This is a genomic window from Photorhabdus laumondii subsp. laumondii, from assembly GCF_003343245.1.
Lineage (GTDB): Bacteria > Pseudomonadota > Gammaproteobacteria > Enterobacterales > Enterobacteriaceae > Photorhabdus > Photorhabdus laumondii.
On sequence record NZ_CP024901.1, the window covers coordinates 3,761,454 to 3,786,297 of the forward strand.

At 43.1% G+C, this 24,844-nt stretch carries 12 protein-coding genes, 1 tRNA gene and 1 pseudogene; 4 read left to right on the forward strand and 10 right to left on the reverse strand.

Translation table 11 applies throughout. The features are described 5' to 3' along the window. Positions 1 to 8 precede the first annotated feature (8 nt). Positions 9 to 1,256 carry an imidazolonepropionase gene (gene hutI, locus PluTT01m_RS16510; protein ID WP_011147404.1) on the reverse strand — a complete coding sequence of 416 codons (1,248 nt, stop codon included), beginning with the start codon at positions 1,254 to 1,256 and terminating at the stop codon, positions 9 to 11. Positions 1,257 to 1,534: 278 nt separating this feature from the next. On the opposite strand from hutI, the gene smrB reads away from it, so the two are divergent. Then, a complete protein-coding gene (smrB, locus tag PluTT01m_RS16515; protein WP_041380200.1) occupies positions 1,535 to 2,068 on the forward strand; it encodes an endonuclease SmrB in 534 nt (177 codons plus the stop codon). Between the two features lie 20 nt (positions 2,069 to 2,088). Here smrB and sixA read toward each other — a convergent pair whose 3' ends face one another. From sixA to fadI, 3 genes are all read right to left on the reverse strand, one after another. After that, positions 2,089 to 2,571, reverse strand: coding sequence for a phosphohistidine phosphatase SixA (gene sixA / locus PluTT01m_RS16520; protein WP_011147406.1), 483 nt, complete (start codon positions 2,569 to 2,571; stop codon positions 2,089 to 2,091). A gap of 406 nt (positions 2,572 to 2,977) precedes the next feature. Further along, positions 2,978 to 5,161, reverse strand: a complete 2,184-nt coding sequence (gene fadJ / locus PluTT01m_RS16525) for a fatty acid oxidation complex subunit alpha FadJ (RefSeq protein ID WP_011147407.1) — start codon at positions 5,159 to 5,161, stop codon at positions 2,978 to 2,980. Then, positions 5,161 to 6,471: an acetyl-CoA C-acyltransferase FadI gene (gene fadI, locus PluTT01m_RS16530; RefSeq protein ID WP_011147408.1), complete on the reverse strand. Its 1,311-nt coding sequence runs from the start codon at positions 6,469 to 6,471 to the stop codon at positions 5,161 to 5,163. Before fadI ends, fadJ begins: the two co-directional genes overlap by 1 nt. A gap of 584 nt (positions 6,472 to 7,055) precedes the next feature. On the opposite strand from fadI, the gene fadL reads away from it, so the two are divergent. Then, positions 7,056 to 8,393, forward strand: coding sequence for a long-chain fatty acid transporter FadL (fadL, locus tag PluTT01m_RS16535; RefSeq protein WP_041380202.1), 1,338 nt, complete (start codon positions 7,056 to 7,058; stop codon positions 8,391 to 8,393). A 203-nt stretch (positions 8,394 to 8,596) separates the two neighbouring features. Here fadL and mlaA read toward each other — a convergent pair whose 3' ends face one another. Continuing rightward, complete coding sequence (mlaA, locus tag PluTT01m_RS16540; RefSeq protein ID WP_011147410.1) at positions 8,597 to 9,349, reverse strand: phospholipid-binding lipoprotein MlaA; 753 nt, start codon at positions 9,347 to 9,349, stop codon at positions 8,597 to 8,599. A gap of 189 nt (positions 9,350 to 9,538) precedes the next feature. Here mlaA and PluTT01m_RS16545 point away from each other — a divergent pair. After that, a tRNA-Arg gene (locus PluTT01m_RS16545) sits at positions 9,539 to 9,613 on the forward strand. 298 nt (positions 9,614 to 9,911) lie between these two features. Here the strand turns inward: PluTT01m_RS16545 and PluTT01m_RS16550 are convergent. Then, positions 9,912 to 10,265: a hypothetical protein gene (locus PluTT01m_RS16550; protein ID WP_011147411.1), complete on the reverse strand. Its 354-nt coding sequence runs from the start codon at positions 10,263 to 10,265 to the stop codon at positions 9,912 to 9,914. 455 nt (positions 10,266 to 10,720) lie between these two features. After that, positions 10,721 to 11,974, reverse strand: a complete 1,254-nt coding sequence (locus tag PluTT01m_RS16555; protein ID WP_011147412.1) for a dicarboxylate/amino acid:cation symporter — start codon at positions 11,972 to 11,974, stop codon at positions 10,721 to 10,723. 490 nt (positions 11,975 to 12,464) lie between these two features. On the opposite strand from PluTT01m_RS16555, the gene ybfF reads away from it, so the two are divergent. Beyond that, the gene (gene ybfF, locus PluTT01m_RS16560; RefSeq protein ID WP_415881255.1) at positions 12,465 to 13,226 is read left to right on the forward strand and encodes an esterase; all 762 of its coding nucleotides are present in this window, start codon (positions 12,465 to 12,467) and stop codon (positions 13,224 to 13,226) included. Positions 13,227 to 13,292: 66 nt separating this feature from the next. Here the strand turns inward: ybfF and PluTT01m_RS16565 are convergent. From PluTT01m_RS16565 to rtxA, 3 genes and pseudogenes are all read right to left on the reverse strand, one after another. After that, positions 13,293 to 16,352, reverse strand: a pseudogene (locus PluTT01m_RS16565) (C80 family cysteine peptidase); the annotation flags it as partial. Between the two features lie 11 nt (positions 16,353 to 16,363). After that, positions 16,364 to 17,248: an IS982-like element ISPlu6 family transposase gene (locus tag PluTT01m_RS16570; RefSeq protein ID WP_011144786.1), complete on the reverse strand. Its 885-nt coding sequence runs from the start codon at positions 17,246 to 17,248 to the stop codon at positions 16,364 to 16,366. Then, complete coding sequence (rtxA, locus tag PluTT01m_RS16575; protein ID WP_082303130.1) at positions 17,236 to 24,420, reverse strand: MARTX multifunctional-autoprocessing repeats-in-toxin holotoxin RtxA; 7,185 nt, start codon at positions 24,418 to 24,420, stop codon at positions 17,236 to 17,238. Before rtxA ends, PluTT01m_RS16570 begins: the two co-directional genes overlap by 13 nt. Positions 24,421 to 24,844: the final 424 nt, after the last annotated feature.

A 24,844-nucleotide genomic window follows, 5' to 3' on the forward strand; every position in this document is an offset into this window, starting at 1 on the left:
ACCGCTCCTTATCTGTTATATATGCTGGAATGAGTCATAACACCACGAAACACTCTGGTATTCAAAGGGTTATGACCCAACTCATAGAAAATATCAACGGGATTCTCTGCATCCCAGACCACAAAATCGGCGTAAGCTCCTGCGCGCAACTGTCCGTGACGCGGTTCTCTGCCCAATGCACGAGCCGCATGTCGGGTTACACCTAACCATACCTCTTCAGGAGTCAATCCAAATTGAACACATGCCATATTCATGGCCATTCGCAAAGAAGCAAATGGGCTGGTTCCAGGATTAAAATCGGTAGATACGGCTATCGGCACATTAAATTGCCGCAATAAATCAATAGGAGGGCACCGTGTTTCCTGCAAAAAGTAGAATGCACCAGGAAGCAAAACAGCTACCGTACCACTGTGACTGAGCGACTCAACTCCCGCCTGATCTAAATATTCAATATGATCCACAGAAAGACCATGATAGCGAGCGACCAGTTCACTCCCGCCTAAATGAGATAACTGCTCCACATGACCTTTTACTGGAATGTTCCAACGCTGTGCCGCCTGAAAGAGCCGCTCAGTTTGCGCCAGATTAAATCCTACACTCTCACAAAAAACATCTACTGCCTCAAACAGCCCTTTTTGCCAAAGTTGTGGAAGGATATCTTCGCAAATCAGATCCATATAAGCATCGGGATTATGCTTATATTCAGGTGGACAAGTATGAGCAGCAAGCAATGTAGGGCTGATCTCGATCGGGTTATGTTGCGCTAAGTGCTGCACAACCTGTAGCAACTTTTCTTCATTTTCCAGATTTAATCCATAACCCGATTTAATCTCAATGGTGGTCACACCTTCGGCCATAAATGCAGTAAGACGCTGTTGCGCAGAACGCTCAAGTTGTTCATGAGAACTGGCCCGAGTCGCAGACACTGTCGCATTAATCCCCCCTCCTTGGGCACTAAGTTCAGCATAGGACATACCATTTAAACGCTGTTCCCACTCATAAGCCCGGTTACCACCAAACACTAAATGGGTGTGACAATCGATTAAACCAGGGGTAATTAAGCGTTGTTGAACATCAATGACCTGACAACGACTCGTCTGTAATGCTGCGGTGGGCAAAATAGCTAAAATTTTGTCATCACGCACGACAAGATCATATTCTTTTAATAATCCGTAAGCTGCATTGACAGCAGGATCCATTGTTGCCAGTCTTGCATTACGCCAGATGATATCAGTATCACGCAGTTCTATTACCATGATCAGCATCCTGTATTGGTCTGTATCTGATATACCCGTCATCTTTCAAGTTACCTCTTAATCCATAGGGTATAAATCAGGTTTTTAATTGTATATACATTTATTTTCCAACCAACTGTCATTGTCAAATTATTTTATTAACTACCTGGATATACCTTCTTATCAGCATTTTTAAACCACAAACTCGGTAAAATCAGGTTTTATTAAATATAATCAGGTTTAATAGTTAAAAAGATGCAGTACACTTGTCACAAAATGGTTTAATTAACTGAGCAATGATGAAAAATAAATACTCCCTGAATGAGGAAGAGATTCACTTATTTCAACAATCGGTAGCAGGCACTAAACGCATCAACCAAGATACCGTCTTACATTCTCCCAGAAGAAAAAAAACCAGCTATATTGCCCCTGAACGAATTCAGCAAGAGCAAATTGATGCCAGCTACTATTTTTCTGATGAATTTCAACCCAACCTTGATAGTGAGGGCCCTACCCGTTACGTAAGGGGAGATACAAACCATTATGAATTGAAGAAATTACGTCGAGGTGACTATTCGCCAGAACTGTTTCTTGATTTACACGGATTAACTCAAATGCAAGCCAAACAGGAAATTGGAGCCTTGATCGCTGCTTGCCGTCGTGAACATGTCTATTGTGCCTGCATCATGCACGGCCACGGAAAACACATTCTCAAACAGCAAACACCTCTGTGGTTAGCCCAACACCCAGATATCATAGCCTTCCATCAAGCGCCAAAGGAATGGGGAGGTAACGCCGCACTATTGATACTTATCGAACTTGATGAGCCTTGAGCCAATACGCCGCTGAATCATTAGGCTTTTGCTGCCAATTGAGACGGGCTGACCTGCCAGACAAGAGTCCCTTTGCCAGTCTGGCTGTTTAAATCCACGCATATCATTGCAGAAGTTGCAAACATCGGTGGTGTTTCTGCCGGACATAGCTCAGCAACTAAGTAGCTGACTAATGGTAAGTGAGAGACCACTAAAATAGCGTTATGACCTTGCTCAGCAAGAAACTGGAGATAACTACTCACTGTAGTCGCATCACCTGACGGCGTTAACCCCAACAACACCTCTTCACCATCCGGCAAAGATAAGGATTTACGAACAATCTGTAACGTTTGTTCAGCGCGAATATAAGGACTCACCAATACGAGATCAATCTGATGCTTTTGCTGTGCTAACCAACAAGCCATTTTTTGCGATTCATCACAACCGCGAGGAGTGAGTTGCCGGGCAGCATCGCTAATTGCCTCTAAAGCCGCGTCACCATGACGCATAATAAAAATTTGCATAGTCCACCGTATGAATGAGTAAGTGCAGTTATACTTCTGATAATAAATATCAGTAATCTCAATCTGAGTTATACAATAAAAATTGTTACTACAAAAACATTTCAGACAGGGTGAACAAGCATTCTACTCAAAACAAAAATAAATAAAATGGTTGAACGACAACCCAATAATAGATGTTGCTTGAATCTATACCCGTCATCTTTCAAATTGCCTCTTTGTTGGCTGCACTCGCTCACCTCGGTCACATAGTTTGCTATGCTCCCGGGGATTCACTCCCTTGCCGCCGCGATGCATCTTGAAATCCATAGGGTATATAAAGAGATCTTTTTTATTCAAAAACACTCAATATGATTCCGGAGCCCCAACGGCACCGGAATCCCTCTTTTCATCAATACAGTACAAGCCACTATGGATAAAAACTTTTATTCTGTTCAGCCATATTCACTAAACACTCACAAGGTACAAATCTGTCTCCATACTGGCTTTCCAGCCTGCGCAGAATCTCCACCACTCTGGCACAACCAAGGCTATCAATATAACGGAATGGACCACCAAAGAATGGCGGAAAACCAATGCCAAATACCGCCCCAATATCACCATCACGTGGACTTCTGATAATGCCTTCATCCAAGCAACGAACAGCTTCATTAAGCATTAGCATCACACAACGTTGAGCAATTTCTGACGAGAGCATATGCGACTCAGGCGTTATATTCAGCAAGGTATACACTGAGCTATCAACTTTTTTGTCTCTCTTACCAAACTGCCAGAATTTTCTGGGCCCTGGGGCATATAAATAGAAACCACGGCCATTTTTCCTACCCTTACGACCATCTTTCAGTACAGCATCGAGAGATTCAGGTGCAGCAAAACGCGGGCCTAATTGTTCTACCAGAACTGGCATGATTTTGGTGCCAACGTCAATACCTACTTCATCCAATAAATTAATCGGCCCTACCGGAAAACCAAAATTAACCAGAGCTCCATCGATATGGTCAATAGGTTCTCCTGCTACCAAGCAATGCGCGGCTTCACTGATATAAGGAACAAGAATCCGGTTTACATAAAACCCGGCTTTATCACCCACCACGATCGCGGTTTTACCCTGCTTCTTCGCCAAAGAAACGGCTGTAGCAATCGTTTTCTCACTGGTCCCTTGATGTGGAATAACTTCCACCAGCGGCATCTTATCCACTGGACTAAAATAATGCAGACCAATAACCTGCTCTGGTCGTTGAGCTTTTTCAGCAATCTGATGGATAGGTAGTGAAGAGGTATTAGATGCAAATATGGTTTCTGGTTTAGCATTCGTTTCAATTTCTGCCACCATTTTCTGCTTTAGTGACAAATCCTCAAACACTGCTTCAACAACAATATCAGTTTGTGCGAAACCACGATAATCCGTCGTTCCTGAAATCAGCATCATTTGTTGAGCACGCTCTGCCGGGCGTAGTCGTTTTTGCTTCACCCGCTTGGACAACAAATCCCAAGTATATTTCAATACCTGACTAATGCCCTTTTCATTAATATCTTTAATCCGCACCGGTAGTTTGCCTCGGGTGGCTGTTACATTGGCAATGCCTCCACCCATCAAACCACCACCTAATATACCAACGTGCTTGATCTTCGCCGGCTTCTCTGATGACCCCGTTTCATTCTTCAACGAAGTTGCAGCAAAAAACAGATTACGTAAAGCAGCAGATTCCCGTGTCATTGCCAATTCACCAAATGCCACCGCCTCAGCCCGTAAACCCTGGCTCATACCTTTTTCAAGACCTTCTTTGACAACTTCAATAATTCGTTCAGGTGCAGGATAATGTCCACGAGTTTTCGCCAGTGTCTTTTTACGAACGATATTAAACAAAAAGTATCTTCCGACGGGGCCAACTAATAGCCGCTGTTGCCACGGCAAAGGCTTACGCACAGGAATACCCTTTTTGACTTTTTCGATAGCAATATCCAGCAAAATATCCAACGGCACAGCATCATCCACCAATCCGAGCCGTAATGCCTGTTTCGCCCGTAGCTGTTTACCTGTCAGCATGATATCCAACGCTGAACTAACACCAATAAGCCTTGGCAACCGCTGAGTACCACCAGAGCCAGGTAATAACCCAAGTTGAACTTCCGGTAATCCAAGACGAGTTTTATCATCCTGTGAACATACACGCCAATGACATGCAAGCGCCAATTCCAAACCGCCCCCCAAACAAGCGCCATGAATTGCTGCTACGACAGGCAAAGGGTAATTGGCTATCTGAGAAAATAGTTTCTGACCTTTTTCAGCCAAATCTCGCGCATCTTCTTTGGTCTTACATCCGGCAATCATAGAAATATCAGCACCGGCAATAAACGTATCCGGTTTACCGGAAATCAATATTAATCCTTTAAGACCAGAAGATTGCTGAGCTTGCTTGAAAACATTCAGAAATTGATCAACAAATTCTGCTTTCAGCGTATTGACCTTTTCTCCCGGTACATTAATGGTGATGATGCCTATCTTATCTGGCCTGACGTCAAAACTGAAAACAGAAGCAGTTTGGTTTGTACCCGTAGTGATGGGTGCAGCATCATGCTGAGCTTGAGTCATTATTCCACCTCCAATACCATAGCTGTGCCCAACCCGCCAGCAGCACAAGCGGTTGTCAGCCCAAGGCCACCGCCACGGCGACGCAACTCATTCAATACCTGCGTCACCATACGAGCTCCTGTTGCTGCAAATGGGTGCCCATAAGCGATTGAACCCCCTAAGACATTAAATTTGTCCATATCGACTTCACCAATTGCCTGAGCACGCCCTAATTTATTACGAGCAAATTCATCACTGGCAAACATTTTCAGGTTTGCCAGTGTCTGAGCCGCAAAAGCTTCATGCATATCAATCAAAGTTAGATCTTTCAGTGTAATACCTGCACGATCGAGCGCTATTGGCGTGGCGTATGACGGCCCTAATAACATATCTTGCCAGACATCAATGGCCGAGAACGCATAGCTACGCAGATAACCAAGCGGTTTTGTTCCCAACGCCTTAGCCACTGATTCACGCATCAATATGACCGCCGCAGCACCATCTGTCAGTGGTGTACTGTTTGCAGCAGTGACCGTGCCATACTTACGGTCAAATGCCGGACGCAGCTTCGCATAAGAGGTCAGTACAGAATTTTTACGAATATTATTATCTTCAAGCAATGCTTCACGGTATGGAGGGAAATGAGCTGTCATGACTTCATCAACCAACAACCCCTGTTCCCAAGCTTTTGCTGCCAGAATATGGGAGCGATGTGCTAATGCATCCTGGTCTTCTCGACTGATACGGTAAGTCTTCGCCATCTGTTCTGCGGTATCTCCCATACGCAGACCTGTCGAATATTCCGCTACCGCCGGGGATACAGGCAATAAATCGCGAAATTTAAGGCGGCTAAGTAACTTAAGGCGTTGCGATAGCGTTTTAGCCTTATTCATCTCCACCAGAGTACGAGCCAAGGATTTAGTCACACCAATCGGCAATACAGATGAGGAATCTGCTCCACCAGCAATCCCAATATTCACCGTGCCAGCCATAATGCTTTCAGCCACATTGGCAATCGCCTGGAAACTAGTAGCACATGCACGGGATACACTGTAAGCATCAGTACTCACACTTAACCCAGCACCGAGAACAATTTCACGGGCAATATTCGGCGCTTCAGGCATTTGTACTACTTGCCCAAACACCAGTTGGTCAATCTTTTCAGGGAGTAAACCACTCCTAGTCACAAGTTCACTGACGACTGATTTACCCAAATCCACAGCCGGTATGTCGTGATACGATGTTGCCTGTTTAGCAAATGGAATGCGTAGCCCACTGACAATGGCGATACGATCACCTTGCTGTGTCACTTTTGTTAACGGACGACTCATAACGGCTCCTGAAAGATTATCGTTAACTGAATCAAATTACTGAAAAAACGCTTCAACCAACCTAGACAGGTCTGACCTGATAGATCATTGTTAGCGTAATGTTTATAAATAGCAAACCGGAATAAATCAAAAATGAGAGGAAGCGCAACTTTAATTTATTTAATAACTAAATGGTTTCAATACTTATTCGAACATGTTCTCAAGCTTCTTTTTGCGACACGGGTCTATTACACCAGCCATAATTTCATTACTAAAATATTCATAATGAATTTTAATATCTTATCCCTCTTAACTACCGGGAAACTCACACTACCTCTTACAGAATATTTATCTGCCGAAATTTGATCTTAAAAAATCGTTTTTAAACGTTTTTATTAATATCAAAAATCATTTTTTTGTTAACTGAGTCGCGTTTTTGATATCAACTTGGTAATATTTTAAAAACATTCTTGCAACACCAACTGTTATCAGACCTATACTTCACAACTGGTCTGATTTGTCATCAAGACAAACCGATCCTACAATCCTGCGCTCCTTGCTAAGATAAGTGGCATAGTTAAATAATAAACAAGAGGGTTTTGGTTATGAACCAGAAAAACCTGTTCACCCGTTCAGCATTAGCGGTTGCAGTGGCAATAATTTCATCGAATGCTGGCGCTGCTGGTTTCCAGTTAAATGAATTTTCTACTTCGGCTTTGGGCCGCGCTTTTTCCGGGGAAGGCGTTGTTGCTGATAACGCAGCGGTAGGAAGCCGTAACCCAGCAGCAATGACACTGTTTGATCGCCCATCATTCTCTATTGGCGCCGTCTATATCAACCCAGATGTTGATATTACCGGTAAATCCCCAGTAACAGGCAAAAGTACTAACGCTAAAAATATTGCTCCTACCGCTTGGATACCTAACATACATTTCATTATGCCAATCGATGATCAATGGTTTGTTGGTACCTCGGTCACCACCAATTTCGGCCTGGCAACCGATTTTAGCAATAACTATGAAGCAGGCCCTATCGGCGGTAAAACTGACCTGACAACGTTGAACTTCAATCTGAGCGGAGCTTATCGCCTGAACGATCACTTTAGCTTTGGTTTAGGACTGAACGCTGTTTATGCGGATGCAAAAATTGTCCGTCATGCGGGCGCTCTGTCATACATGCTGGATCAGCACCCCAAGATGCCAAAAGGTCTCGTAAAACCAACAGATGAGGTTGCTAATCTGGAAGGTAAAGATTGGGGCTATGGCTGGAACGCAGGCATTATGTATGAAGTGGATGAAAATAACCGTTACAGCCTGACTTACCGCTCTAAAGTTAAAATTAAGTTTAAAGACGGTGACTATAAAAATGACGTACCTGTTCAGCTAGGTCAAATGCTGCAAAAAGCGGGAGTGAATTTACCTGCTACTGGAGGCCAAACCATTGGCGGTAGATTGGATCTCAATTTGCCAGATATCTGGGAGGTTTCCGGTTACAACCGCGTAGCACCTAAATGGGCTATTCACTATAGCTTGGCATATGCAGGCTGGAGTGAATTTAATGAACTGAAAGGGACCAGAAAAAAAGACGGTGCAGTTTTGTTTAGTAAACATGAAGGCTTCAAAGATGCCTACCGTATTGCTTTAGGTACAACGTATTATCACGATGACAATTGGACATTCCGTACAGGTATCGCCTTTGACGATAGCCCGATTCCTGCTGAAAACCGTTCTATCTCCATTCCAGATCAAGATCGTTTCTGGTTGAGTGCAGGTGCAACCTACGCATTTAACAAAGATGCTTCCGTTGATGTAGGCGTTTCATATATGCATGGTCAGAAAGTCACTGTTAAAGAGAAATTGTCTGAAGCGTTACCTAACGCATACGAATTCGAAGCTAAGGGTTCTGCCTGGTTGTATGGTGTGAACTTCAACTACGCATTCTAACAATATGCCACTCTAAAAAAGGATAGCTCCATTGCTATCCTTTTTTATCTACGCAGTTCAACACCAAATAAAGATTTATACCCTACAGATTTCAAGATGCATTGCGGCGGCAAGGGAGAGAATCCCCGGAAGCATAGATAACTATGTGACCGGGGTGAGCGAATGCAGCCAACAAAGAGGCAACTTGAAAGATAACGGATATATCAATCAATGCTATCCAAATCACCCTGTAATGCTTCAGCATTTGGATTTTCCGTGGCTTTCAGTTTACCGCCGCTTGCCATAAAATCATGACTCTGGAAGTAAGCCTCACGCATCATCAAATAAGGATCTGACGAGTTCTTCAACAAGCCATCAGAATCCAGTAAACGAGCACGGGTTTCAATCCCTTCAAATGCCCACTTTCCGGCTGACATCCAAATAGTCAGATAACTCAGCATTGGATAAGTCATATCCGCCCAGTTACCCCCTTCATCACGTAGGGTAAAATTGCCATAGCCCGGTAATACAACATAAGGGCCATACCCCACCTTATGATAGCCCAAAGTACTCCCAAAGCGTTTTGGCTCTTCTTTTGCCAATTTGGGGTTTGCCATCGTTGCAACATCAATCAGCCCCCCCATACCCAAGATGGTATTTAGGAAAAAACGGTTAAAATGTTTCATTCCCTGATATGGGTTACCGCGCAAAAAACTGTTCACCATACTAGCCGGCTCTTCGAGATTACTCAGAAAATTACCCAAACCATTTCGAGCAGGCATCGGCACATAATCGCGCCACGCTACCGCGACTGGACGTAAAACATAAGGGTCAAGAACATCATAATTAAAGTTGAACATTGTACGGTTAAAACCTTCCAATAGGTCTGAACGCTCCTGTTCAACAGTATCAGATGAATTAGCGCATCCCACTAGTAATGCGGCGGCAAGAGCGATTCCGCCCAAACGATACTTCATACATCTCTCCAAGTAATAACCTTCTAGATCCGGCAGATCAGTTTGTTGCACGACTCGCCGATGACCATCAATAATGTAAATATTACTGACAATCCAACTTGAATGGTACTCAATTCAAGCGATCATTAAATAGGCAAACAGTTTATAACGCCTTATATTATGAATGAAAAGCCGTTATAATAAAGCTATGTCCCCTTAGTTAAATGGATATAACAAGCCCCTCCTAAGGGCTAATTGCTGGTTCGATTCCAGCAGGGGACGCCAGAAGCACATCCCACCAAGGTTAATGAACTTAGATTTTTCCAATTAAATCATGTAAATAAATTCAATGCTTGTCTAAGCAAGTCCGTTTTTGTTTAGTGGAATCTATACCTAATAGATTTCGAGTTGCAGCGAGGCGGCAAGTGAACGAATCCCCAGGAGCATAGATAACTATGTGACTGGGAGCAGCCAACAAAGCAGCAGCTTGAAAGATGAAGGGTATAAATACAATCATTATTGATTCTCTTATCCATACAAAAAATAAGCGCCTTACTTGGCGCTTTTATTCAAAATAGAATTTTTACTTTTTTTCTTTCTCTGCACAGCTTTTATCACGATAGATTTGCTGTAGTTTTTCGTACCTATCTTTTGCTGCCTTTCCTTCTACCGTTTTTGCATCGCTAGTATCTATGAAGAAAAGCGGAATCAGCAAAAACACTCCAGTGACACCCAAGGCTGAATTTTTCGCTATTTGTCCATTCAATTCACTATCCTTCTGTTTAACAAGATTCTGCATTTTCTCCATTTCAAAAATGACAGACTCGCATGACATCAAATTGTCACCAGGTTGTGATATTTGAACAGGCATAGGAGTAGTGTGAACACATCCAGAAAGAAATATGGCAGTTAATGGTAAAGTTAATTTTTTAAACATTTCATATTATTAAGTTGTTGACGTTTAGTTAATTTACCATTTTGTGCTATTCAATGTAAGCCCTACATGGCGTTTTGTTATTCATCTTCCTTAATTACGCGTTATATACCTAATTATGCCACCCTATAAAACCTGATTTCTTTATCTGATTCAGGTAAACAAGACCACTCTCCAGCACTGACTACCAAAACACCCAACTCTAGAGATAATATTGACCACATTGTCACCAACCTGCTTATGTTGCCCTATCCATTTCTTTGAAACCTTTCGCTACATCTCAACTGAAATAAATCACATATATCAATAATCAGTACAATACAGAAATGCTATCCATTCAAATAGTCAGCTTTTTCAAATTACACGGTACTCTATTATTGATTAGAATTAATGCCGACCAAAGGTCGGCATCATTTTATTAATTGGTCATCGAATAGATAAAAACCTAAAGATTTTGCTTATTTGGCATTTAACACTTCGTTTAATTTGCCTTCATCAAGCTGACGACAACGTTTCGCGACCACAATCGTTGCAACACCATTGCCAATCAGATTTGTTAAAGCTCTTGCTTCTGACATGAAACGATCTATTCCCAAGATTAATGCCAGCCCAGCTAGTGGTAAATGCCCAACAGCAGAAATTGTCGCAGCTAATACAATAAACCCACTACCTGTTACGCCAGCAGCACCTTTAGAAGATAAAAGTAATACAACCAATAGCGTTATTTGATGCACAATATCCATATGAGTATTTGTTGCTTGAGCAATAAATACCGCAGCCATTGTCAGGTAAATAGAGGTGCCATCCAGATTAAAAGAGTATCCCGTCGGTATTACCAATCCAACAACAGATTTCTGGCATCCCGCTTTCTCCATTTTATCTAACATACGCGGTAATGCAGATTCAGAAGATGATGTTCCCAATACAATTAATAACTCTTCTTTAATGTAATTAATAAACCGGAATATACTAAATCCTGTCGCTTTTGCAATTGTCCCTAAAACAAATATAACAAAAAGAATACAGGTGATATAAAAGCAAACTATTAATTGTCCTAATTGTACCAACGTACCAATACCATATTTACCGATGGTAAATGCCATTGCACCAAAAGCACCTAAAGGAGCCAATCGCATTATCATATTGATAATACCGAAAATGACATGCGAAAAACCATCAATAATATTGAAGATTGGTTTCCCTTTCTCTCCTAAACGATGAAGTGCAAAACCAAATAACACAGCAAATAATAAGACCTGCAAAATATTACCACTGGCAAATGCCCCGATGACACTGGCCGGAATAACATCAAGTAAAAATGCTATTATCCCTTGTTCAGCAGCCTTCTCCGCATATAGGGATACCGCTTTAACATCTAACGTAGAGGGATCAATATTCATCCCTGCACCAGGCTGCATAACATTGACAACAATTAGCCCAATAATCAAAGCAATTGTGCTAACTATTTCAAAATACACCAGTGCAATAGCGCCCGTTTTACCAACAGCTTTCATACTTTCCATACCTGCAATGCCAGTTACAACAGTACAGAAAATAACAGGAGCAATAACCATTTTGATTAATTTAACAAATCCATCACCCAATGGCTTCATTTCTGTACCAAGCTCCGGATAGAAATGACCCAGAAGTATACCGATAGTTATTGCGAGCAAAACTTGAAAATAAAGACTCTTTAGTAAATTTTTCTTCACTTCTTAATTCCCTAATCCATAGTATAAATCAGATTCTATTTATTCTTATTAGAACGATATAGTTTTTGTTAAATGCACTTTATACCTTTATTTAATAAAATATAAAGTAAATTTTCATTATTTTTTCACAAAAAATTAAAATTAACACACAATTTTTTAAGATATAGATCACATAAACACACAATCAATAACCCCACTAAGATGATTGAACCAATAATCATCTCACAAGTTATTTAAAACTTTCCATTTAAAAATATTATTTATTCGAAGAACCTTTATTTTTCAATTCATTAAGTATTACTATAGAAAAATTAACAAGTTTTTGATACATGAACATTTTGAGAACGATGTAATTATAAGAAATTATTAACTATAATTGTACAGCCTGGTTGCTTTTTTATAATTTAAGCAACAATATACACGGCATGATATCAATACCTGAAAGAAAACAATTCTCATCATGAAATTAGTCAACCCATTAAACTACCATATGCAGATACCGGAAAATCCGCTCTCTCCTATCCCTGTGGTATTAATCCACGGGTTATTCGGTGATCTCAATAATCTTGGGGTTTTGGCTCGTGATTTGCAGCAATACTATCCCGTCATTCAAGTCGATGTACGCAATCACGGTTTATCTCCACGGGCAAATAACATGGATTACCACGATATGGCACAAGATGTTATTTCCCTGCTGGATCATCTGCAAATTCAGTCCGCCATTATTATTGGTCATTCAATGGGCGGTAAGATCGCGATGGCAATGACTGCACTAGCACCAGAGCGGATAGAAAAAATTGTTCTTATTGATATAGCCCCCGTTGCCTATCAGGTTCACCGTCATGACCAAATTTTTACCGCACTGAACAAAGTGACAGCAGCCGGAGTTAAATCCCGTCAAGACGCCGCTAAGATTATGCGAGAAAATATTCAGGAAGAAGGTGTCATTCAGTTTTTACTGAAATCATTCCATCAGGGGGAATGGAAATTCAATTTACCGGTATTAATTAACCAGTATGAAAAGATCATCGGCTGGCAAGAAATCCCTACATGGCCTCGCCCTGCCCTGTTTATTCGTGGCGGCCTTTCCTCTTATATCCAGGAAGAGTACCGGAATAATATCACCAGACAATTTCCACAAGCCAAAGCTTGGGTTATCGCCGGTTGCGATCACTGGGTTCACGCAGAAAAACCCGACGCAGTGTTAAAGGCAATTCATCATTTCCTTAATACTAATACGGAATTAATGTAGAAAACCGGTTAATTAGCGATAAAAGTGGCTCACTTATCTTGAGCCACTTAATTATCATGAAGTTAATTAGGCAAATTTCCCTTTGCCAATCGTGACATCGGTCCATGCCGTTGTAATAGCCACTTTCGCTTGACTCTCCAGCCCCTCAATAAAACCATTATCACCGACTGTCGGAGCAAAACTACTCATTGCCTGGATCAAAGAATCCACCACATTATCTGACAGTGCAGTAAATTCACGCTTCCCTAATGCGTTCTTATCACCTATCTGAGTCACCAATTTGGCACGATTGCCATTAAAGTAATTATCAAATGTCACCGAACCTACTGACTCAAACACCCCCTGAGCATCGTTGTCCCGAGTTTGGCGCTTCACCGACAACACCAGATCATATCCGCTGCGCTGCAACCATAGGTTTCGCCAGTCAACGTTATTAAGCAATATCATGTCTTCTGCGCTGATATCATTGACCGATGTATCAATCACCTCTCCGCTAACCATAAAACTGTCTGCCCCCGAACCACCGTGGAAGCGGTTCTGATACCCACCCAGCACCAGCAGATCCTGACCATCACCGCCATTAAACTCACTGAACTTCGAAATCGCTGCGGCTATCAGATGATCATCACCTTCTCCACCGTTAATTACCGCATGGTAGCCCATCAGTTTTATCGCATCATTGCCGAAATAGCCGTCGATCCGGTTGTCATTACCAAATACTCTGGCAAAATCATTGCCTTCACCTAACTCAATCTGGTTATTATTGCCGATGGTGACAACATAATCCTGACCTTCACCGCTATCCACCCGGTTATAGTTGCCGGAAGCGACGACGTAATCCTGTCCGTTACCCGCCTCAATAAAACCACCTTCGCCAAAAACAAATGCCTGGTCATTGCCTTCACCCATAAATACATGGTTAATTCGCCCAGCCACCACTGCGGTATCATCGCCATGACCGCCAAACATCCAGTTTTCACGTCCCATCAGGACGCCCAGATCATCTCCTTCACCGCCTGTAAAGAGGTTGGAAGTACCAATTGAATAATAAACATCATCACCGCGACCACCCCAGAAGTTGTTGTTATCGCCCAGATAAGCACCAAGATCTTTACCGTCACCCCCCCAGTTGAAGTTATAGTTCCCCAACGAGATATGGATATCGCCATCATCATGCAAATGGCCGCTGTTACGCAGGAAATCAAACGTTTTTTCCTCCATATTAAGCAAATCAGCCGTCAAGTTCTCTTTCAGATGCGTGACTAAGGAGTGCATTTCTGTCTGCTTATCTTTACTGAACATCGTTGCAAACAGATTAGGCAAATTCAGTGAGTTAAAGCCAAATGCAGGTTTTGCTTTATCATCGGCCTGAGCACGCTTTCCATCGACACTCACTGGAGATTCCGGTGTATGGTTTTCGTCAGGCGCTTTCCCTTGCAGGCCATGACTTTCTGCAAATGATCTGATGCCATCCGCCCCCATATCCATACCCGCTTTCAAACCATCAAGCAACTTCTTCGGATTTGTAAACGCTTTCAGTTGATCCCCACTAAACTCTGCAATCACGGCCAGCATTTCTCGCAGAATCGCTTCGCCATCAACCGGTTCTCCTGTACAGGAAACCATTTGTCCCTCTGCGGTATAATTGACGCCAAAAATGTCCGCTAAAGTCGTCTCCTCGTTTACACTGGCTAACCGGCCAAGCAATTTGTTCTTAAGCTGACGCGGCAAATCTTGCGGATGATAGGTAAACGTAGTCTTCACCATACCCGTTGCCGAATATTGCTGCGTCATCAGGCCAAACAACGAACCCAGGTTGGTATCCAGAATCGACTGGATATGGTCACCGAACATAAAATTCCAGTTACCGGCTGTTACCTGAATATCTGCCCCCTGCCCCCCGACGGCAAAGTTAAAAGCCAACTTCTCATTAGCCTGACGGAATCTATTTGCGCGGCTCATTGTGCCCATATCAGTCACATTGCAGGTTAGCCATTGGTGATATTTTTTATTCAATGTGGTTTCAATATCTCGCTTCACACCGCGGCTACTACGTTCATGCTGTAAATCCAGCTCAACCAGCGTTTTGTAGTTCACACTGCTGGTTTGATCCAAACCGGACATATCCCGTACAAATTTGCTCGCACCGGTGAGTGTCCATTGCTGATCTTGCGCGATTAACCCATCCCGTTCTTCGCCAAAGTGAGCAATACTTTGTAGTACTCCGGTGACATGCATCACGCCATCAAATGGATTAACCAACGGCGGCGTTGGCATGGATTTATCCATCATCACAATCAGGTCATTACTGCTGCCCTGATTGAAGCTGACATTACGATTACCAATAAACATCTGCGCCCCTTCAAGCGCCTGATAACCCCTGATATCGAAGCTGTGTTTGCTATCTCCGTCACCGAGATGAACCATCACATTATTGTCACCGAAGGCCAGCGATTTAAAGCCTCCGTTACCCACTTTAATACCGACATTTGATGTTCCCCAATTGAGCGCAGTAAACTCCCCTTCACCCACATTAACCTGAATGTTGCCGGAGTAGCTAAGCTGATTATTCGATTTATTATTGGCGTCAATCTGAATGGTATTTTCACGTTTCTTTGGCGCAGTAAAAGGATAACGATAATCTGCAACTGCCCCTCTCGTCACCACATCAGCACCGGTATATCCCACTTTGGCAAGGGTGATGTCACTTTCAGTAATTCCGCGAATCACCCTTTCTGTACGGGGCGTCAATTCACCCTGTTTATTCCATTCGAATACAATTTTGTTATCAGGCAAGTTATTAACCCATTGGTTGTTTGCATCACGGGTCAATTTACGGCCTGTTGCATCAATCGCGACTTCGCTACGGCGGGCAGAAACATGACTGCGAATACCTTGCTTATCTAACGCTGTGATAAAGCGACGAGCAAAACCGTCCCGCTTATCATCACTGATCAAAGAACACCCCACGAGGCTGATATGGTCAAGTTTGCCCACCGGTTTAAGATCGTGACTGAACTGCTTTAGTCTCACAGCAAGTTCGTCGGCAGTGTAACCACTCAGGCGAATGTTATTTTGCGCCGACGTATCACGGCCATGACCAACAATTTGCCAACGTAACTTAACCCGAATTCTGCTTAATCCGTCATTGAAAAATCGTCTTCTGAGTAGAAAACTTTCAGTGATGGCTTCTTCAATTTAAGGCAGTAAGCAATCAATCCACCTAAAACGCACAACAGAAAGCCTTTTATACTTCGGTGGCGGGAATGCTCTATTTGAGAAAGAGTTTTTAATTGCCCATTAATCGTTTCAATGATAAAACGCTTTTTTAACATTATCTTATCCCACTCAGCTTGCATACTCGCTTTCATGTTACGCCGTTTTTTCGTGATGAAAGTGACATCGGTTTTAGCTAAATCGTCCGCCAATTCCTGGCTGAGGTAACCTTTGTCACCGTAAAGAGAACCCGTTAATTCTTTTGATAATTCACGAACAGGTTCCCGATCATCCACATTACCCGGAGTCACTTTAAGCGCGAGAATTTCACCCTGATGATTGACAACCAGGTGTAATTTGAAACCGTAAAACCAGCCCATTGAATTTTTTCCGCGCTTTGCTATCCCCGCAAAGACCTTATGTCGAGGGATGCGAATGTTATGGCAGACACTCAAACGGGTGGAATCAATAAAAGCAATGCCTGTGGGTTTCCCTTTTAATTGAGTCAGATAGCTGCATAATGGCACCAAAACGGAAGGAGCCACACTGACAAAACGAGGATAGCTAAGCAAGGTTGGAAAATCCTTATGGTGATATTTCCAAATATGTTCTAGATAAAAATGTTTAAAATCACGGTAATGCGACATATGAAAAAGGATCAAAATGGTCATGATTTCACTGGGATACATATGACCTTGTCGGCGGCGTAAACGATGCCCGCTATCGAGACAAAATTGTTCCCATTGAGGGATGAAAAAACGGCAAAAATCATCGACATCACAGAAAATTTCAACTAAGTTGTCCATAGCCTGTTCCCCCCTCGGAGCTGTTTTTGGTGCACACCAAAACTTTGCTCCTGGAACAGGCTTCTCGTCAATTTCTTATCCAGAATTCGGGTTAACTTACCGGATAATCTGGCAGAGTCGCCATAAACGACACGATATTTACCGTCAGCATCGAGTTGTACAACCACACTGGAATCTGGGTGTTTACCGGCCAGATTGGCGGCGGCTTTGGCAACGACCGGGTCATCCTCCATTTGAATAATGACCTGATGACTAAAACGAGTTGTACGATCATCGGTTTGTGGGGTGACGGTTACCTGCTCCCACGCCTCTGCATTTTTATTTTTGATCGCGTCACTTGATGACCATTTTTCCAGTAAGGGGCTTGCCGCATCCCCCTCAACCGGCACTTTCAGTATCAGCCGGTTTGCTGCCGGATAAGAGAGGACTTTATTGATATTCGACTGCACAAAGCTGGCAGCTTGCTTAAAGTTATTGCTCTCAACGTCAACCAGAACCTTCTTCGTTTGTTTACCTTGCTTAGCCGTTACTTCCAAGGTGATATCACCTTTCCGGTAATCAATGACACGCCCAGTGACGTTTGAACCTAAGTTAAATACCGTGCCTTGCTCTTTCAATGCACGCAATACGTAGTTTTGTTCACCATCACGTGACGTTTTCCAAACGCCGTCATATCTCGCAATGGTTCCCTCTTCAAACTTATTAAAGTGAATATAAAAGCTTTGGCCAGACTCTTTACTTGCCTGGAATTTATAACTCGTTATAAACCCTTTATGAAACGTATCCATAAAACGGCGGAAATCGTTATAGTTAGCAAACGATTTACCACCATAATTAGGATCATAAAATGACCAAACTGTTTGATTAAGTTTTTTATGCACCACAACGGACATGGCATGTTCTTCAGACATGAATGATATGTAAGTCGACTTTCTCACATGACGCAACTTATCCATGACGGATTCATAGCCTTCAACAGAGTAATTCAGTGCATTATTAATATTCGGCCCGGCCAATCCATTAGCTTTCAATTTGCCGCCATAAGCAGCATTCGCTTTTCTATAAGCTTCAGGGGTAGAGCTATCCATAGACTGGCTGTACTGCATCGATAATAAATCTTCAATAACCAGCCCAATATTTTGACGGCGATATTGAATCAACAAAGCCGATTCAATGGCGTTAATATCGGCTTTCTTATTGACTGATTTGTCGTTATAGGCTTTTACCGTGTCTTTTAACCACAACATATAAGCTTTACCTCCCCCTGAACCCTGTACACGTTCTTCCATTAAGTAACGGGCAGATAAAGCAAAACACAATCCTTGCATGAACTTTTTAGACTCAGCGGTATCCCCTTTAGTCAGGAGCACACTGCCAATTTCCGGGATGATTTTGCTGATTTTTTCCAACACATTACCATCCTGGCTAAAATGGAATGAATAAGCCTCCAGCGCTTTCCCATTCGCGATAAGGTCGAAGATCTTATTATCAATTTTTTGTAGCACATCCCCTTTGATTGCCCCACGATGTTGAGAAGATGTTGTCAGCAGATTTTTATCCAACAGTGCTAGCTTATTGACCGGCAACTGATTAATCCTGTTTTTTGCCTCTTTCAGTACGGCCAGATCTTCTTCCATCAATCCTGCACTGAATCGTCCATCTGCCTGTACAACAAACTCGGGGTTAACATAACTGCTAGTTTCAACTATAGCCGTGGACTGGTAAGCCTCTCCAGACAAACCACTGCCAAGGGCACCCACTCGCTGCGGTTTAGCATTGTCTCTCTGTTTCGCTTCCTTTGCATTAGTCTGTGCCTGAACCACTTTATCCTCAGCCACGGCAATATCCTGTTTGCCTCGATTCTCCGCCTCTTGGTAGGCAACGTTAGCCTCATTTTTGGCTTTTTCTGCTCGCTGTTGTTGTAACTGTACCGCTTTCAAATTTATTCTTTTATAAGCATCTATGACATCTTGTTGCACACCAATACGATGCTGCTCACTTTTCGCTACACCAGCCTCCGATTGCGCAATCGCTTTTTTTACTTGTTGTTGATTATCGGTAACATTTTGCTGAGCATTAAATAACTCTTCCTGTGTAGTAGATTTGGTGCGTTCCCATTGACTCTGAACATTGTTCAATAATCCAGCGGCAAATTGATTACGCCATTGGTTACCTGATTTACCGTGGTAATTATCAACGTCATTCAGTGCATCCAGACCTTGAGTCATGGAGAGCAGTTCATCTGTTACTGCGTGTGATTCTTCTTTTACCGCATCACGCTGCGCTTGCCCATTGGTGTTTAGCGCTGCCTGATCTGTTGATTCCAGTTGAGTCTGCATTCCTGCAATTGCTGCCAGTTGCTGCTCTTTTTCTTGTTCTAAGAGACGGCGATCTTCTTCAGCTCTATCTTTATCACTTAACGCATTTTGCGCCGCATTATCCTGTTTCGCCTGTTCGATAACAGACTTGGCGGGTAGTGAGCTCTCAGATTTCGCAACAATATTATCGAGAATATAACCTACGCCATCATTTAAACCTGTACCCTTAAATTCGATTCGGTTACTACCCGTTTTTGCTGTTAGCGCCAACGTTTTGTTTTGCCATCCAGCGACATCTCCAGAAGTTGAGAATACCCGTTCACCATTCCAGAAAACATCCATGCCATTGTTAGTAAGATAAGCATTATGACGATTGGCAAAATCAAAGCTCAGTGAAATAACTTCTCCTTCGAACAAGTTTTGTAAATCCTGATAAATCGTGGTGTTCACATCCGCATCAAGTTCACTGACGCGTTCTCCATGCCCCTTGTTATCAAGACCATAAGTACCGGCTGAGTGAGATGCTTCAATACCATTAGTTGTCAGCCAGCCATAATTAACTTGTTCAAAATTACCATTGATGATCAGATTGGCTTCCTGCCCCGGAGCATTGCTTTCGTTAATATTCAATGAATCATGGATACTTCCGAGCTCAGGCGTTTCGACCGCTGTTACAGAACCTCTCAAACGACCGCTTAAATCTGAACTTACCGGCGCAATTTCATCTATCTTAAAACCATCAATAGCAGAAACTTCGGCTAAATGAATCGCCCCTCTGCCTTTGTGCATCCCAGACGTATTAGCCTCACCGCCCTGAACCAGATAGTTGATCGCCTGACTGCCCCCTACACCTAACGCTGTCTGCTTGATCTGTTCAAAGAAGGAAGAGAGTCTGTTGCTTTGCGTATTGCTTTCTGCAACAGAGAAACTATAGAAATCACCGTTGCCAATCTTAATCGCCACATTATTGTGTGCATAAGAGGCATTCATCCCCAGACCATCACCAATATGAATATTGGTGTTATTTTTACCTTTCATCACCGCAACATTCAGGCCATTACCAACCTCAGTATTAACATTGAAATTACCCCACGCCACGTTAACGGAAACACCCTCACCCACTTTGGTATTCACATTCAGGTCGCCATGCGTCGCTGTTACATTTAAGCCATTTCCCACAGTGGTGGTGATATTCGCTTTGCCTTTTGCCACGGTGACTTGCATGCCATCACCCACTTTGGTGACAACATTGCCTTCACTCCATAAGGCATTAAAACTGTCACCGTTACCTACCTGAGTGACAATGTTAGCCTTACCTTTAGCCAACACCACATTACGCCCATCACCGACCTTGGTAATGACATTCGCTTTGCCCCAAGCGCCAGTGTAATCATTACCGTGACCAACATGAGTGATAATATTGGCGTCACCCTGAACGATCGTCACTTCTTGTCCATCACCCACTTTGGTTATGATGTTCGCTTGACCTTTCGCGAAGTTATAACGGTCACCACTTCCCACTTGGGTCAGGATATTCGCTTCACCCCAAACCGCATTTACGCCGGTACCATTACCAACCTTCGTGATGATATTGGCTTTACCTTTGGCAAACCCCACCGTTGTGCCATGACCAACATGGGTCATGACATTCCCCACATTCGACACCAGCAAGCCGACGGTTGTCCCCTCTCCCACTTTGGTCAGAATATTACCTTCGCCAAGCAGTACGCCAGCAGTCATCGAGTTGCCTACATGCGTAATAACGTTCGCTTTCGCCCCCGCAACAACCCCCATAAAATCATTACCAGTTTTGGTAACAACATTCGCTTCTCCTAATGCCAAAACACCGGTTAAGCCATTGCCAACATGGGTCATGATATTAGCCTGACCAAACATGGCCGCCAACGTTGTACCATCACCGACTTTCGTCATCACGTTCAGTTCACCGGCAAACAAACCGATACTGGTGCCATTGCCCACATGCGAATAGATATTGGCTTTCCCTACCATTAAGGCGGCGGTCAGGTCATTACCGACTTTGGTCAGCACATTGGCCCCACCGATCATAGCCACAAAAGTATTACCATTCCCGACATGGGTAAAGATATTGGCCCCACCAATCATTGCGGCCAGCGTCATACCATTACCCACTTTAGTCGCAACATTGCCTTTTGCCAGCATCAGGGCAACACTGGTACCATCCCCAATATGCGTAAACACGTTACCTGCGGCTATCATCAGTGCCAACGCATTACCGTCACCCACTTTAGTAAAGATGTTTACTGCACCCCCCATCAATGCCCATATATCGCCTTTACCAACATGAGTAAATAGGTTGCCTGCACCAATCATGGCGGCAATCACAACTCCATCCCCGACTCTGGTCAAGAGATTGCCTGCGGCCCCCATCACCGCCAAAGTCTGGCCGCTACCGACATGGGTCAGTACATTACCTACCCCAAACAGAGTGCCAGTAGTATCGCCGTCTCCTATTTTGGTCAGGATATTGGCACCACCGAGCATCACACCTGTCGTATTCCCGTTACCAATATGAGTCAGAACGTTTGCGCCGCCGCCCATGACTGCTAGTACATCACCATGCCCTTTCCTGGTAAGAACATTAGCCCCACCCAATGCAATTGCCCGGGTATTCGACATTTCGGCATCATCAGTGATATGCGTGATAACGTTAGCGCCACCGAGCATACCGGAAACCAAATCACCGGCACCAAGCTTAGTCAGGACATTGGCACCACCCACCAATACCGAGGAAACACGGCCACTGCCTTTTTGGGTCATGACATTAAAACCACCGGCACCTAACCAGCTCGCTCTACCCTTGCCTATCTGCGTGTGCGTATTGTAGCCACCTAGCATCACCACCCGGCTATTACCATTACCTTTATGGATCGAGATATTACCCACTGCCAAAAGATGAGCCAGAAATCGTCCATCCCCAACCCGCACCACAACATTTGCCACCCCTCCGGCATTAACATCCATTTCTCCACGCTGACTCTGATGAACAAGGACGTTAGCAGCACCAGCACCGTTAAAATTAACATTGCCTTGCGTGACGCTGGATATAATAATATTTCCACCGCCAGCGCCACTAAATTGAATATCACCGGAGCTCTCACCATTACGGGCAAATGAGTTCACAAGTTCTTGCTGACGATACTCTTCGGTATGCGCTAATCGATCAGAAGCACGACGTATTGTTGTATTAAGACTATATTGCAGTTGACTTAGTGTGCAGCCACCCGCATTTATAGCGCGATAACCGTTCGCCAGCGAAATATCTTCATTTGCCAAATTACCGGTATGATCACCCGCTTTGTACCACGCGCTGGCAAAATATTTAAGTTCCTGCGTAACAGGATCATTTTCCAATTTAACTACCACTACTTTAGTGCATGATTCCAGATACTTGGCATACACATACGTATTTGGTTGACGATTCGATCTCATCGCGGCAACATCAACTTTCTGACGATCAGAAAAGATCGCATACCCTCCCATCTTTGCCTCAAAGAGGGTAATATCTTCCGCCCTGACTATTACCCCGCCAGCACAAATAACCCACTCGTTTTCAGACAAACCCTCTCCAACCGCATGAATAGTGATCGGTTGGTGATGTTCAATCATTAAATTAAAAAGACGATAAGCATCGTTGGTATTGGTATTGACAAAGCCATTACCAGAAGAAATTTCCGTTGAAGCGAGACCATTAAGGTAATTACCTTCCTTATACCAAGAGGTGGCGTAATAATTGAGCTTACCGGTTTCGGGATCATTTTGGAGCTGAATTTTGCTGATTTTTGTATACATTTCGTCAACAAACGCAAAGAGATAAGTATCAGGCTCAGTCGTTGATTTAATGCCTGTCACTTGCTGGTTTTTTTGAATCCAACTTCCACCCATCGTTGCTGTAGTTAATATGATATCTTGAACTTGAGTATATTCCAGCGCCTCATCACGAAAATCGTCATTCATACCTATTCTAGATATTTCGTTGTAAGCACCGGCACCGGAGAAATGAATATTACCGTGTGCAACATCAGAATAAATTTTGTTATAACCCCCTAGACCTTCAAAGGAAATATCACCACGAGTCTGCGCATAAATATCTTCTTTTTGGCGAATACGCTTAATTCGGTTCAATGCCCCTGCACCATGCAAGATAATATTACCTTCTTTACCTCTACGTATAATGTGATTATCAGCACCGGCCCCATTGAAAACAATATCACCGCTCTCTATCCGCGAGCTAATACTGTTTGCAGCCCCTGCGCCATTAAATGTGACATCGCCACGGCTTCCATTGTAATTGTCATACCAAGTGCGGTCGATTTTGTTACCCGCGCCAGCACCATTAAAGTATAAATTGCCCTGATTGGTTTCGTGCCATAATTTGTTGTAACCGCCCGAACCTTCGAAGATCATATTACCCGTCAAACCGTCACGGTTCATTTCGTTATAAATAGCCGTGCCGGTAAAGTCCAAATCACCGTGATGGCCGGTATGATCCATAACAACGCCACCCGCAGCGCCAAAAAACGAAATATCACCATCACCATCTTTATCAATATCAACGTAACCCGCACCACCTTTTACGGTCAGATTACCGGTAGAATCCTCGACCGATAAATATGCTGCACCACCAACTACGGTATCATTACCTGTGCCGGTATAGACTTTGGCGGCAATCGACCCCAGCGTAATATGGTCATTTCCTCCGCAGGCATAAATGTAACCCCCAAATCCAATGGCCTCAATGTCATTATCATTGTCATCAGCGAAATAATTCCCGGTAAAGAAATATTCCGCGCTCCTGTTTGATGATTTCCCCATAAACAATCCTTTAGTTTAATAGAAGTTAAAACCGCCCTCGACGAATATCATGATTACATTGAACATCCCATTTCACAAACAATACAAATCCTCTGTCTTTCCTCAGCAAAAAAAGATAACAGAGCAAATTATTAGTAATGTTATAACTGTAACCAAAGAGCATGACCATTCTGGCAGAAACAAACATTCCTGCTCAATGATTAAGCTTTATCTGAAATACTGAGTGCAGGAATTAACAGTCAAATAAATCTATCAAATAAAACAAAACCAACATTCAAAAACAATATTTAACGCAGAAAACTTTTTTCTTTCACATAAGATATAACGTTTCACTAATTATGATCAATTATTTATTTTTTCTTTATTAAAACACCAAAAATATATTCTCACGAATAATATTAATTTCACAAACATAATATATATT

What these genes read in the sequence shown, in the direction of transcription:
- hutI (WP_011147404.1), bottom strand. Translation starts at nt 1,256, where the DNA reads ATGGTAATAGAACTGCGTGATACTGATATCATCTGGCGTAATGCAAGA.
- smrB (WP_041380200.1), top strand. Translation starts at nt 1,535, where the DNA reads ATGAAAAATAAATACTCCCTGAATGAGGAAGAGATTCACTTATTTCAA.
- sixA (WP_011147406.1), bottom strand. Translation starts at nt 2,571, where the DNA reads ATGCAAATTTTTATTATGCGTCATGGTGACGCGGCTTTAGAGGCAATT.
- fadJ (WP_011147407.1), bottom strand. Translation starts at nt 5,161, where the DNA reads ATGACTCAAGCTCAGCATGATGCTGCACCCATCACTACGGGTACAAAC.
- fadI (WP_011147408.1), bottom strand. Translation starts at nt 6,471, where the DNA reads ATGAGTCGTCCGTTAACAAAAGTGACACAGCAAGGTGATCGTATCGCC.
- fadL (WP_041380202.1), top strand. Translation starts at nt 7,056, where the DNA reads ATGAACCAGAAAAACCTGTTCACCCGTTCAGCATTAGCGGTTGCAGTG.
- mlaA (WP_011147410.1), bottom strand. Translation starts at nt 9,349, where the DNA reads ATGAAGTATCGTTTGGGCGGAATCGCTCTTGCCGCCGCATTACTAGTG.
- PluTT01m_RS16550 (WP_011147411.1), bottom strand. Translation starts at nt 10,265, where the DNA reads ATGTTTAAAAAATTAACTTTACCATTAACTGCCATATTTCTTTCTGGA.
- ybfF (WP_415881255.1), top strand. Translation starts at nt 12,465, where the DNA reads ATGCAGATACCGGAAAATCCGCTCTCTCCTATCCCTGTGGTATTAATC.
- PluTT01m_RS16570 (WP_011144786.1), bottom strand. Translation starts at nt 17,248, where the DNA reads ATGGACAACTTAGTTGAAATTTTCTGTGATGTCGATGATTTTTGCCGT.
- rtxA (WP_082303130.1), bottom strand. Translation starts at nt 24,420, where the DNA reads ATGGGGAAATCATCAAACAGGAGCGCGGAATATTTCTTTACCGGGAAT.